The sequence below is a fragment of the Cellulomonas humilata genome (assembly GCF_030814415.1).
In the GTDB taxonomy this organism is placed as follows: Bacteria; Actinomycetota; Actinomycetes; order Actinomycetales; family Cellulomonadaceae; genus Cellulomonas; species Cellulomonas humilata_A.
Genome location: NZ_JAUSVB010000006.1, coordinates 313,853 through 327,144, shown reverse-complemented (window position 1 = coordinate 327,144; position 13,292 = coordinate 313,853). Strand labels below are relative to the sequence as shown.

General features: G+C 70.1%; 8 protein-coding genes. 7 read left to right on the top strand and 1 reads right to left on the bottom strand.

Going from position 1 to position 13,292, the window contains the following annotated elements; translation table 11 throughout:
• Positions 1-73: 73 nt before the first annotated feature.
• Genes J2X26_RS20180 through J2X26_RS20170 form a run of 3 tightly spaced genes read left to right on the top strand, consistent with a single transcriptional unit; the run spans position 74 to position 3,316 of the window.
• Positions 74-1,015 (top strand): carbohydrate ABC transporter permease, encoded by a 942-nt coding sequence (locus J2X26_RS20180; RefSeq protein ID WP_307494493.1) that lies wholly within the window; start codon positions 74-76, stop codon positions 1,013-1,015.
• On the top strand, positions 1,008-1,943 hold the full coding sequence (locus J2X26_RS20175) for a carbohydrate ABC transporter permease (RefSeq protein WP_307494492.1): 936 nt from the start codon (positions 1,008-1,010) through the stop codon (positions 1,941-1,943). Before J2X26_RS20180 ends, J2X26_RS20175 begins: the two co-directional genes overlap by 8 nt.
• A 59-nt stretch (positions 1,944-2,002) precedes the next feature.
• Positions 2,003-3,316 carry an ABC transporter substrate-binding protein gene (locus J2X26_RS20170; protein WP_307494491.1) on the top strand — a complete coding sequence of 438 codons (1,314 nt, stop codon included), beginning with the start codon at positions 2,003-2,005 and terminating at the stop codon, positions 3,314-3,316.
• A gap of 291 nt (positions 3,317-3,607) precedes the next feature.
• Here J2X26_RS20170 and J2X26_RS20165 read toward each other — a convergent pair whose 3' ends face one another.
• A complete protein-coding gene (locus tag J2X26_RS20165) occupies positions 3,608-4,744 on the bottom strand; it encodes a LacI family DNA-binding transcriptional regulator (protein ID WP_307494490.1) in 1,137 nt (378 codons plus the stop codon).
• Positions 4,745-5,072: 328 nt separating this feature from the next.
• Between J2X26_RS20165 and J2X26_RS20160 the strand changes: the two genes are divergently transcribed.
• From J2X26_RS20160 to J2X26_RS20145, 4 genes are all read left to right on the top strand, one after another.
• Complete coding sequence (locus J2X26_RS20160; RefSeq protein WP_307494489.1) at positions 5,073-7,709, top strand: discoidin domain-containing protein; 2,637 nt, start codon at positions 5,073-5,075, stop codon at positions 7,707-7,709.
• 146 nt (positions 7,710-7,855) lie between these two features.
• Complete coding sequence (locus J2X26_RS20155) at positions 7,856-9,244, top strand: DUF1996 domain-containing protein (RefSeq protein ID WP_307494488.1); 1,389 nt, start codon at positions 7,856-7,858, stop codon at positions 9,242-9,244.
• 84 nt (positions 9,245-9,328) lie between these two features.
• Positions 9,329-11,935 (top strand): discoidin domain-containing protein, encoded by a 2,607-nt coding sequence (locus J2X26_RS20150; RefSeq protein WP_307494487.1) that lies wholly within the window; start codon positions 9,329-9,331, stop codon positions 11,933-11,935.
• A gap of 143 nt (positions 11,936-12,078) precedes the next feature.
• Positions 12,079-13,287: an MIR domain-containing protein gene (locus J2X26_RS20145; protein WP_307494486.1), complete on the top strand. Its 1,209-nt coding sequence runs from the start codon at positions 12,079-12,081 to the stop codon at positions 13,285-13,287.
• The last annotated feature ends 5 nt before the right edge of the window (positions 13,288-13,292 follow it).

The window sequence follows — 13,292 nt, the reverse complement described above, 5'->3', positions numbered from 1 at the left end:
GTGCTACGGTACCGACCGAGGAACCGGTTTCTCATCGGTGCCTTATCGCGAACACAGTGAGGTGATCGACGACATGTCCGTAGTGACAGAGCTGCGCAGGACCGCCAAGGGAGCCAAGACGGCGCCCTCGCGGCGGGGCTTGCGCAATGGCGACGGGAAGAGCGCCGCGATCTTTCTCGCGCCCTGGTTCCTGGGCCTGGGGCTCATCACGATCGGCCCGATGATCGCATCGGGCTACCTGTCCTTCACGGACTACAACCTGCTCCAGCCCCCCGAGTGGATCGGCATCGAGAACTACACGCGGCTGTTCGAGGACCCCCGGCTCCTCAACTCGCTGCGGGTCACGTTCACGTACGTGTTCACGGCGGTGCCGCTGCAGCTGCTCGCGGCCCTGGCGCTCGCGCTCATCCTGGACCGCGGCCTGAAGGGTCTGCCCTTCTACCGCTCGGTCCTCTACCTGCCCTCGCTGCTCGGCGGCTCCGTCGCCGTCGCCATCCTGTGGCGTCAGGTGTTCGGCATCGACGGCCTGGTGAACCAGTTCCTGGCGCTGTTCGGCATCCAGGGCAAGGGCTGGGTGTCCGACCCGGAGACCGCGCTCTGGACCCTCGTGCTCCTGCACATCTGGACGTTCGGCGCTCCGATGATCATCTTCCTGGCCGGACTGCGGCAGATCCCGGAGATGTACTACGAGGCTGCGGCCATCGACGGCGCCGGCGTCGTGCGCAAATTCCGGTCGATTACTCTCCCGCTCCTCACGCCGATCATCTTCTTCAACCTGGTGCTCCAGGTGATCGGTGCGTTCCAGAGCTTCACGCAGGCGTTCGTGGTCTCCGGCGGTACCGGCGGCCCGGCCGACTCGACGATGTTCTACACGCTCTACCTGTACCAGAAGGGATTCACAGCCTTCGACATGGGGTACGCCTCCGCCATGGCCTGGCTGCTGGTGCTCATCGTCGCGGTGATGACCCTGATCAACTTCTTCGCCTCCAAGTTCTGGGTCTTCTACGATGACTGAGGTCCACGTGCGCCCCACGCCCGCCGACGCCCCCACGCCCGCCCAGCGCATCGCCGCGCTGGCCGACGAGGCGCCGCCCGTCCGTCACCGGTCCCCGTGGCCGGACCGCAGGCGCGACGCGCTCAAGCACCTCGGCCTCATCGCGCTCTGCGCGCTGATGCTCTACCCGCTGGTCTGGCTGCTGGTCAGCTCGTTCAAGCCGACCGAGCTGATCTTCCGGGACGTGTCCCTGATCCCCACCGAGGTCGACTGGACCAACTACTCGGAGGGCTGGAACGCGCTGCAGTACCCGTTCAGCCGCTACCTGATGAACTCAGCGATCATCGTCCTCGGGTCGCTGCTGGGGAACCTGGTCGCCTGCTCGATGGCGGCGTACGCGTTCGCGCGGCTGGAGTTCCGCGGCCGCAAGCTGTGGTTCGCGGTCATGCTCATGTCGATCATGCTGCCGATCCACGTGATCATCGTGCCGCAGTACATCCTGTTCGCGAAGCTGGACTGGATCAACACGTTCCTGCCGCTGATCGTCCCGAAGCTGCTCGCCACGGACGCGTTCTTCATCTTCCTCATGGTCCAGTTCTTCCGCGGCATCCCCCGGGAGCTGGACGAGGCAGCCCGCCTGGACGGCTGCGGCCACGGGCGCATCTACCTGCGGATCATGCTCCCGCTCTCGCTGCCTGCCCTGGCCACCACGGCGATCTTCACCTTCATCTGGACGTGGAACGACTTCTTCAGCCAGCTGATCTTCCTCGTCAGACCGGACATGTACACCGCTCCGGTTGCTCTGCGCACCTTCCTGGACTCCACAGGCGCCAGCTCGTGGGGCCCGATGTTCGCGATGTCGATCGTCTCCCTCATCCCCGTCTTCCTCGCCTTCCTGTTCGGCCAGAAGTACCTGGTCAAGGGGATCGCGACGACGGGCATCAAGTAGCAGTCCTGTTCCGCCGGCCTTTGACAGCACACCGTCGTCCTCGTCAACCAAGGAGAACCATGCGCCGCCCCCGTTCATCCGTCCGCGCAGGAGCCCTGCTGGCCATCGCGGCCCTGGCCCTGACCGCCTGCGCCGGCTCGACCGACGAGCCGGCTGCCGAGCCCACGTCGTCCGGCCCGCCGGAGCCCGTCGAGATCCGCTTCTCCTGGTGGGGCTCCGACACCCGCCACGAGCTGACCCAGCAGGTGCTGGACAAGTTCACGGAGAAGTACCCGCACATCACCGTGGTCCCGGACTACACCGACTGGAACAGCTACTTCGACAAGCTGGGCACCTCGGTCGCCGGTGGTGACGCCCCCGACGTCATCACGCAGGAGGAGCGGTTCCTCAACGACTACGCCTCGCGCGGCGTCCTGGCGGACCTCAACGAGCTGGGCCTGGACACGTCGAAGATCGACGCGAACGTGCTGCAGTCCGGCACCATCGACGACGCCCTCTACGGCGTGGCCACCGGTGTGAACGCGTACACGATCATCGCCGACCCCGCCGCCTTCGCGGCTGCGGGCGTCGAGATGCCCGACGACACCACCTGGACGTGGGAGGACTACGTCGACATCGCCAACGAGATCACCGCCAAGACCGGCGGCACCATCTACGGCGCGCAGGACTACGGCTTCAACGAGCCCGGCTTCTCGATCTTCGCGCGTCAGCGTGGCGAGTCCCTCTACACCGCCGACCACAAGCTCGGGTACGACGACAAGACCCTCGCCGACTGGTGGCAGTACTCGCTCGACCTGCAGGCCGGTGGCGGTCAGCCCGACGCCGCCAAGACGGTCGAGGTCGACGCCGGCGGTCCGGAACAGTCCCTCGTCGGCACCGGCACGGGTGCCATGTCGTGGTTCTGGACCAACCAGCTGACCGCCATCTCCAACGCCTCGGGCAAGGAGCTCAAGCTGCTCCGCGTCCCCGGTGAGTCGGAGGAGGAGCGGACCGGCATGTACTTCAAGCCGGCCATGTACTACGCCGTCTCCGCCAAGTCCGAGCACCCGGAGGAGTCCGCGCTGCTGGTCGACTTCCTGCTCAACGACCCCGCCGCCGGCGAGATCCTGCTCTCCGACCGTGGCCTGCCGGCCAACACCGACGTCCGCGCCGCCGTGCAGGACAAGTTCTCGCCCACCGACAAGCAGGCCGCCGAGTTCCTCGCCGACCTCGAGGACGAGATCGTCGACGGCCCGGTCGTCCCGCCCGTGGGCGCCGGTCAGGTCGCGGAGATCACGCGCCGCATCAACCAGGAGGTCCTCTTCGGCCGCCTGAGCCCGGCTGACGCAGCCAAGCAGTACACGCTCGAGGTCGAGGCTGCCATCGGCGGCTGATCACCTCTGCGCCGCGACGTCCGCACGACCGAGCCCCCCTCCGCTCGGACGTGCGGACGTCGCGCTGTGTCCGGGTGCGCAGCGTCCGCACATTCGGTCGTCCGAGCGATCGAACGTGCGGACGTTGCCACGTCGGAGGGCTTGCGTCCGCACATCCGGCTGTCCCGGCGACCGAATCTGCGGACGTCCGAGGGGGCCACCTCCTCGGACGTTGCGCAGGGCCTGGCGGACGCCCGAGCAAGCGTGCGCTGCGGCAGCCACTTCCTCGGACGTTGCGGTCGTAGCGCGGGGTCAGGCGCTGTCGCGGACGCGGAGCGTCGGCTCGAAGATCGTCGACGTCACGCGGCGGCCCGGGTCGGCGATGGTGTCCAGCAGGATGCGAGCCATCTCCGCGGCCATCTCCTCGATCGGCTGCCGCACGGACGTGAGCGCGGGACGGGACAGGGCGCCGACGGAGCTGTCGTCGAACCCGATGACGCGCACGTCGTCGGGCACCCGTCGGCCGGCGGCCTGCAGCGCCTCGATCGCGCCGAGCGCCATGAGGTCGTTGGACGCGAACACCCCGTCGAGGTCCGCGTAGTCCGCGAGCAGCGACGTCATCGCGGCGACACCGCTCTCGTACGTGAAGTTGCCGCCGACGGTCGGCACGAACGCCTGCCCGTGGCGGGCCATCGCGTCCTGGAACCCGGAGAGCCGGTCCTGCGCGGACGGCACGTCGAGGGGACCGGAGATCGCCGCGACGTGTCGGCACCCGCGGGCCACCAGGTGCTCGGCGGCGAGGCGTGCACCGTCGCGGTTGGCGACGTCGACGAAGCTCAGCGGGATCGGTCGGCCGGGACGCGCGAACACGACGGCAGGGAGCCCCGCCTCGACGAGCAGCCCCGGCATCGGGTCGTCGCCGCGGGTGGACACGACCAGGGCGCCGTCGGCGTTGCCGTTCCGCAGCGAGGAGATGACGCGGGCGCGGTCGGAGTCCGTCTCGGCGAGCATGAGGATCGGGTCGACGTCGCGCGGGCGCAGGGCTCGCAGCATGCCCCCGACGACACGGCCGAAGAACGGGTCGGCGAAGTCGATGGTGGAGGGTGAGCCCTGCTCCTCGACGCCGGACACCACCACGATGACGGCGCCGGTGCGGCGGGTGACCAGCGACCGCGCGGCGAGGTTGGGCACGTAGCCGGTGGTCGCGATGGCCTCGCGGACGACCGCCTGGATGTCGGCGGCGACGCGGCGCTGGCCGTTGACGACCCTCGACACCGTGGCGCGGGAGACGCCGGCCACGCGGGCCACGTCCTCCAGGGTGGGCGCACCGGAACCGGCGATGGGGCCGACCGCCAGACCGCTGGGCGGCGTCGCCTCGAGCGTCCCAGAGGCGCTCGCCGCCGCGCGCGCGGCGGTGCTCGCGCTCCCCACCCCGAGCTCGTCTGCCATGCGCGTCAGGCTACCAGGATCGGAGAGCGCTCTCGCGGATCTGGCGGCAGTTTGGGCGTCGCGACCGACCCTTCTCCCGCCAGCTCCACTGTACGAGCGGGTGAAAACGGGTATACGGTCCCACCGGGAGCCAGAAGGGCGCCATCCACACCCCTCGAGCACGATGTTGTCGTCCTGAACTCGGATCCGACGATAGAGCGCTCTCCCACGTACGACCGGCACTCAGCTCAACGACGAACTGCACGCCCGGCGCACCGGATCGACGACGAGGTCGACTGCGGACCGACCTCCCGTCCCCTGCCACGGGCCAGCCCCGGAGGAGACACCTGTGTTCACGACCACCACCCACCCACCTGCCAGGACCGCCCCACCCCCCGGCCGCAGCCGCCGCATGCTCGGCGTCCTGGTCGCCGCCGCGCTCGTCGCGGCCGGCATCGGTACCGCCGCCGCCGCCCAGGCCGCGCCCGTCCTGCTCTCGCAGGGCAAGACCGTCACGGCGTCGTCCACCGAGAGCGCCGACTACACGCCGGCGTCTGCGGTCACCGACGGCAACGCCGGCACCCGCTGGGCGAGCACGCCGTCCGACGCGCAGTGGCTGACCATCGACCTGGGAGCGACCGCGCAGGTCGAGCAGGTCGTCCTGACCTGGGAGGCGGCCTACGGGTCGGGCTACCAGATCCGGACGTCGGACAACGGCACGTCCTGGACGAGCATCTACACCACGACCACCGGCAAGGGCGGCAAGGAGACGCTGGACGTGACCGGCAGCGGCCGGTACGTGCAGCTGCTGGGCACCAAGCGCGCCACCGGCTACGGCTACTCCCTCTGGGAGGTGCAGGTCTACGGCACCCCGGGCGGGACCCAGCCGCCGACGGGCACGTGCGGCACGACCAACGTCGCGCAGGGCAAGACCGCGACCGCGTCGTCCTCCGAGCAGGGCGCGGGCACGGCGGCAGGCCTCGCGGTCGACGGCAACGCCGGCACGCGCTGGGCGAGCACGTTCGCCGACAACCAGTGGTGGCAGGTGGACCTCGGCGCGAGCCAGTCCGTCTGCAACGTCACGCTGAGCTGGGAGGGCGCGTACGGCAAGGCGTTCCGCGTCCAGGGCTCCACCAACGGCACGACGTGGACGACCCTGTCGACGGTCACGAACGGCACCGGCGGCACGCAGTCGATCGCGGTCAGCGGCACCGCCCGGTACCTGCGGCTCGACCTGCAGACCCGTGCGACCGGCTACGGCTTCTCGCTGTGGGAGGTGTCCGTGAAGACGACGGGCACGCCGACGCCCGACCCGACGACACCCGGCCCTGACCCCACCGGTCCGGCCGACGGCAAGGTGCGGATCGCGGGCAGCCAGGGCAACTGGGCTCTGCTGGTCAACGGTCAGAACTGGGTCACCAAGGGCATGACGTGGGGCCCGGCACCGGCCGAGTTCCCGCAGCACGCGGCCAACCTCAAGGCGATGGGCGTCAACACCATCCGCACGTGGGGCACCGACGCGGGCTCGAAGGTCCTGTTCGACGCGGCAGCGGCCGCGGGCATGCGCACGGTCGCGGGCTTCTGGCTCGCTCCCGGCGGCGGCCCCGGCTCGGGCGGCTGCCCGAACTACGTCACCGACGCCACCTACAAGGCCAACTCGATGAACGACATCGTCTCCTGGGTCACGGCGTACAAGGACCACCCCGGCGTGCTCATGTGGAACGTCGGCAACGAGTCCCTGCTGGGTCTGGGCAACTGCTACTCGGGCGCCGAGCTCGAGGCGCAGCGCACCGCGTACGCGACGTTCGTCAACGACGCCGCCAAGCGCATCCACCAGATCGACCCGACCCACCCGGTGACGTCGACGGACGCGTGGACCGGCGCGTGGCCGTACTACAAGGCCAGCTCCCCGGACCTGGACCTGTACGGCCTGAACTCCTACAACGCGGTGTGCGACGCCAAGGCGACGTGGATAGCGGGCGGCTACACCAAGCCGTACCTCATCACCGAGGGCGGCCCGGCCGGCGAGTGGGAGGTTCCCGACGACGCCAACGGCGTTCCCGACCAGGGCACCGACCAGCAGAACGCCGACGGGTACACGCGGGCGTGGAGCTGCATCAAGGCGCACTCGGGCGTCGCGCTCGGCGCCACCCTGTTCCACTACGGCAACGAGGGCGACTTCGGCGGCATCTGGTTCAACGTGAAGCCGGGCAACAACAAGCGGCTCTCGTACTACGCGATCGCCAAGGCGTACGGCGGCTCGGCCGGGGCGGCGGGCGTCAACACTCCCCCGACGTTCAGCTCGATGACCGTCGCCAACAGCGGTGCCGTGGTGGCCGGCTCGACGTTCACGGTGAACGCCGCGGCGAGCGACCCGAACGGTGACCCGATCACCTACAACGTGCTGCTGAACAGCAAGTACATCAACGACTCCGGCGGCCTGGCCCCGGCGACGTTCACGCGCAGCGGCACGACGTTCTCGGTGACGGCCCCGCAGACGCTCGGCGTCTGGAAGGTCTACGTGTTCGCGGAGGACGGCAAGGGCAACGTGGGCGTCGAGACGCGCTCGCTCCGCGTGGTCCCGCCGGCCGTCAGCGGCACGAACATCGCCAAGGGCCGACCGGCCACGGCGTCGTCCTTCGACCCTTACAACGGCAACTTCACGCCGGGGCAGGCCACCGACGGCGACTACGCCACCCGGTGGGCCAGCAACTGGGCCGACGACGAGTGGATCCAGGTCGACCTGGGCTCGGTCCGCTCGTTCTCCTCGGTCCAGCTGGTGTGGGAGTCCGCGTTCGGCAAGGGCTACCGCATCGAGACGTCGAACGACGGGAACGCGTGGTCGACCCTGACCACGGTCACCGCCGGCGACGGGAACGTCGACACCCTGAACACCGCCGGCTCGGCCCGCTACGTGCGGGTGCACGGGACAGCCCGCGGCACCGCGTACGGCTACTCGCTGTACGAGCTCGGGATCTACTCCTGAGCGAGTAGGACGTGCCCGGGGCGGGCGGCCACCCGCCCCGGGCACCCACCCTCGGCCAACCCCTCACAGAGCCGAACCGCCTGAGGGTCGTGTGCATCGTCGCACCACCTTCGGGTCCCTTCCGCACCTCGTCCGAAGGAGACCTCATGCCCACCCATCTCCACGCACCACGCTCACGGAAAGCCCGGGCCGTGCTGGCCGGAGCACTGTCCGCCGTGCTCGTCGCGACCGGTCTCGGCGTCGCGATCGCCACCACCGCGAGCGCCGCACCCGTCAACATCTCGCAGGGCAAGCTCGCCACGTCCTCGTCGGCGGAGGGCCCGGACTTCACCGCGTCCAAGGCCGTCGACGGCAACGGGAACACCCGCTGGGCCAGCCAGTTCTCCGACGCGCAGTGGATCCAGGTCGACCTGGGCGCCACGGCCACCGTCGACCGCGTCGAGCTGCGCTGGGAGGCCGCCTACGGCAAGGCGTTCCAGGTGCAGCTCTCCCCGAACGGCACCACCTGGACCACCGTCGCGACCGTCACCAACGGCACCGGCGGCAACCAGACGGTCGCCGCGTCGGGCACGGGCCGCTACCTGCGGCTGAACCTCACCGCGCGCGGCACGGGCTACGGCTACTCGCTGTGGGACCTCGCCGTGTACGGCACGGGTGGCGCGAGCACGCCTCCGCACACGCCGAAGCCGCTGCCGCCGGCCCCGCCGGGCGCCGACACGACCGTGACGCACCACGAGTTCCAGGCGAACTGCACCCCGACGCACACGCTGAACGACGACCCGATCGTCTACCCGGGCCAGGCGGGCGCGTCGCACAGCCACACGTTCATGGGCAACCGCTCGACCAACGCGAACACCACGACGGCGTCGCTGCTGGCTGCGAACAGCACCAGCTGCACGGTGCCGCAGGACGAGTCGGCGTACTGGTTCCCGACCCTCATGCGCGGCGAGAACAAGGTCGTCGCCAGCAACGAGCAGACCATCTACTACAAGACCGGGATCATCGACTACAAGAAGGTCGTCCCGTTCCCGCAGGGTCTGCGCTTCCTCGTCGGCAGCATGACGGCCACCCAGGAGGAGTTCCGGACGGCCCCCGGCGCGGTCGAGGGCTTCGAGTGCGGGAACAGCTCGTTCAACTGGGACATCCCGGCGAACTGCCCCGTCGGCTCGCAGCTCAACGTCCGCTACCAGGCACCGAGCTGCTGGGACGGCATCAACCTCGACTCGGCCAACCACAAGAGCCACATGGCGTACCCGGTCAACGGTGAGTGCACGGCCAGCCACCCGGTCGCGGTGCCGATGATCGAGTTCAAGCTGTCGTGGCCGGCCGCCGGGAACATGTCGGACGTCCGGTTCTCCAGCGGTCGTGGGTTCTCGTTCCACTACGACTTCTTCAACGCGTGGGACCCGGCCGTGCTCCAGGCGCTGACCGAGCACTGCATCAACGGCGGTCTGCAGTGCAACCCGCGCGGCTACGACCTGTACAAGCCGTGGGCCGGAGCCGTGCTGGACGCGAACTACCAGCTCATCCCGTAGCAGGTCCCCCAGACGCACGGCCCGGCCGTACCCGCATCAGGCCCGGCCGGGCCGTGCTCCCACCACCCCATCCGAAGGACTGTCATGCACACCCATGTCCACTCCCGGGCCAGAGCCTGGGTCGCCGCGGTCCTCGCGGCCGGCGTCGTCGCGGTCGGCGCGATCTCCGCCGCCACGGCAGCGAGCGCCGCCCCCGTGAACCTGTCCCAAGGCAAGACCGTCACGGCCTCCTCGACGGAGAACGCCGACTACACCCCCGCCCGCAACGCCGTCGACGGCAACGCCGCCACCCGCTGGGCCAGCCTCCCGGCCGACCCCCAGTGGATCCAGGTCGACCTCGGCGCGACCGCGACGCTCGACCACGTGACGCTCGTCTGGGAGGCCGCGTACGGCAAGGCGTTCACGGTCCAGACGTCGACGAACGGCACGTCCTGGTCGACGGCCGCCACGGTCACCAACGGCACGGGCGGCACCCAGAACGTCAACGTCACGGGCACCGCCCGGTACGTGCGGCTCAACCTCACGGCCCGCGGAACCGGCTACGGCTACTCGCTGTGGGAGTTCCAGGTGTTCGGCGAGGTCGGCGGGGCCACCCCGACGCCGACGCCCACGCCGACGACGCCCGGCACCTGCGGCACGGCGAACGTCGCCCAGGGCAAGACGGCCACCGCGTCGACCACCGAGAACGGCGGCACGCCCGCGAGCGCGGCGGTCGACGGCAACCTCGGCACCCGCTGGTCCAGCACCTTCGCGGACGCGCAGTGGTGGCAGGTCGACCTGGGCTCGTCGCAGAGCGTCTGCAAGGTCACGCTGCGGTGGGAGGGCGCGTACGGCAAGGCGTTCCGCGTCCAGACGTCGACCAACGGCACCACGTGGGCGACGGCGGCTACGGTCACCAACGGCACCGGCGGCGTGCAGGCCATCGACGTCGCCGCGACCGCGCGCTACGTGCGGCTCGACCTGACGGCCCGTGGCACCGGCTACGGCTACTCGCTCTGGGAGGTCCAGATCAACGCAGGAGGAACTCCCCCCGTCACTGACCCGATCCCGGGTGGCGGCGACCTCGGCCCGAACGTCCACGTGTTCACGCCGACCACCGGGCAGGCCGCGATCCAGGCGAAGCTCGACGAGACGTTCACGGCTCAGGAGACGGCGCAGTTCGGCACCCGCCGCGACCAGTTCCTCTTCGCGCCCGGCACCTACGACGTGCAGGCGCACATCGGGTTCAACACGTCGATCAACGGCCTCGGCCGCAACCCCGACGACGTCAACATCACGGGCGGGGTGTGGGCCGACGCGCAGTGGTTCGGCGGCAACGCGACGCAGAACTTCTGGCGCTCGATGGAGAACCTCAAGATCACGCCGTTCACCGGGGAGGACCGCTGGGCGGTCTCGCAGGCGGCACCCATGCGGCGCATCCACGTCGCGGGCGACCTCGCGGTGTTCCCATCCTCGTACGGCTGGGCCTCGGGCGGCTTCACGGCCGACTCCAAGGTCGACGGCGCGATGAAGTCGGCCTCGCAGCAGCAGTGGTACACCCGTGACTCGGCGCTGGGCCGCTGGGAGGGCTCGGTCTGGAACATGGTGTTCTCGGGTGTGACGGGCTCTCCGGCGCCGAGCTTCCCCAACCCGTCGCACACGGTGCTCGACACCACGCCCGTCAGCCGAGAGAAGCCGTACCTGTACCTCGACGGCTCCAGCTACGCGGTCTTCGTGCCGTCCACCCGGACCAACGCCCGCGGCGTCTCGTGGCCCAACACGCCCGGCACGTCGATCCCGCTGAGCCAGTTCTACGTCGCCAAGCCCGGTGACAGCGCGGACCGCATCAACGCCGCGCTGGCGCAGGGCCTGCACCTGCTGCTCACCCCGGGGATCTACACGCTCGACAAGACGATCGACGTGAACCGTGCGGACACCGTGGTGCTCGGCCTCGGCTACGCGACGATCGTCCCGACCGCCGGCCAGACGGCCATGAAGGTCGGCGACGTCAACGGCGTCCGGATCGCCGGCGTCCTGTTCGACGCGGGCGTCGTCAACTCCCCGGCGATGCTCGAGGTCGGGTCGGCCGGCAACCACACCGACCGCGCCAGCAACCCGGTCTCGCTGCACGACGTGTTCGTCCGCGTCGGCGGCCGCATCCCCGGCAAGGTGACCTCGGCCATCGTCGTCAACTCCGACGACACGATCATCGACCACATCTGGTCGTGGCGCGGTGACCACGGCGCCGGGGTCGGCTGGAACGAGAACCCGTCCGCGTACGGCCTGGTCGTGAACGGCAACGACGTGCTCGGGCTGGGTCTGTTCGTCGAGCACTACCAGAAGGAGAACACCCTCTGGAACGGTGACCGCGGGCGGACGATCTTCTACCAGAACGAGCTGCCGTACGACGTGCCGAACCAGGCGGCGTGGCAGAACGGCACTCGCCGCGGCTACGCGGGCTACCGGGTGGCCGACGCCGTGAACACCCACGAGCTGTGGGGCGGCGGCGTGTACAGCTTCTTCAACGTCGACCCGAGCATCGTCGTCGACAGCGGGTTCCAGGTCCCGGTCAAGCCGGGCGTGCGGTTCCACAACATCCTGACCGTCTCCCTGGGCGGCAACGGGACCATCGCGCACGTCATCAACGACACCGGCGGCGTGGCGCAGGGCACCGCCACGATCCCGTCGTACCTGGCCAGCTACGGCGGCTGACCTCTGCAGATGCACCGACGGCCCCGGTCCGACGACCGGGGCCGTCGATGTATCTCACCCGGCCCCGCCGACTCCTTCGTGTCACCCTCGACACGAGGGTGCTGCACGCTGACGTGCGGCTCGCGGGGACGAGAGGGACGTCGATGCCGGAGCAGGTCCTCACGGGGCGGGCGGTCGCGTTCGACCCCGCCACCCACGGGTTCGCCTTCCCCAACGCGTTCGTCAACGAGGTGCTCACGCTGCCCAACGGCGCCCGGATCACCACGGCCGGCCGGTGCGGCGGGATGGCGTTCGCGGCCCTCGACTACTTCCTGGCCGGCCAGCCGGTTCCCGCGTGGCGCTCCGACCTGTGGACGCCCAGCCGGGTCCCGCCCGACAGCCACTGGCTCGCGCAGCTGTTCACGCAGCGCCTGCGGGACTCGTTCTTCACCGGCTCCGCCGCCAAGTTCGTCACGTGGTCCATGCACTCCGACGACGAGACCTGGGTGTTCAAGGGCGTCACGCGCTGGACCAAGGAGGAGGAGCTCCCCCGGCTCATCGCGTCCATCGACGCGGGCCGGCCCGTGGTGCTCGGACTGGTCGTCGCACGCAGCCTCGGCTCCATCGGCGACAACCACCAGGTCGTCGCGTACGGCTACGAGCAGGACCGCGCCACCGGCCGGACGACCGTGCTGGTCTACGACAACAACACGCCCCGCAAGGCGGTGACGCTCACGTCCGACGCGGACCAGCACGACTGGACCGCGTCCAACGGCCACTCGTGGCGGGGGTTCTTCCTGCAGGACTACACGCCACGACGCCCGCGCGTTCTCACCAGGAAGCCGCCCGGCGTCAAGGACCCGGTGTCCACCGGGGACACCGTCAAGCTGTCGCACGTGTGGACCGGGCTGACCCTGCACTCCCACGACCTGCCGTACACCCACCCCGGCACCGACGGCCTCCAGCAGGTCACCTGCTTCGAGGGATCCGACGACAACGACCGCTGGCTGCTCGTCGGGACCAACGGGACTCCGGCCGGCACCGACCTGCGCGACGGGTCGGTCGTCCGGCTGCGGCACCTGTCCACGGGTCGATGGCTCCGCAGCAGCGCCGGCGTGCAGTCACCGCTCTCGCACCAGCAGCAGGTCAGCGCCTCCGACACGGCCGACGCCGCCGCGGACTGGCGGGTGGAGGTGGTCGACGCGCGACCGTGGACCGCCGGCGCCCGCGTCCGCCTCGTACACGTCGCGACGGACGCCGCACTGCACTCCCACCGCGCGTCCGACCCCCGCCTGACCGCCGGCCAGCAGGAGGTCACCGGCTTCCGCAAGCGCGACGTCAACGACTGGTGGACGGTCCTGGAGCTCAGCTGAGGAGA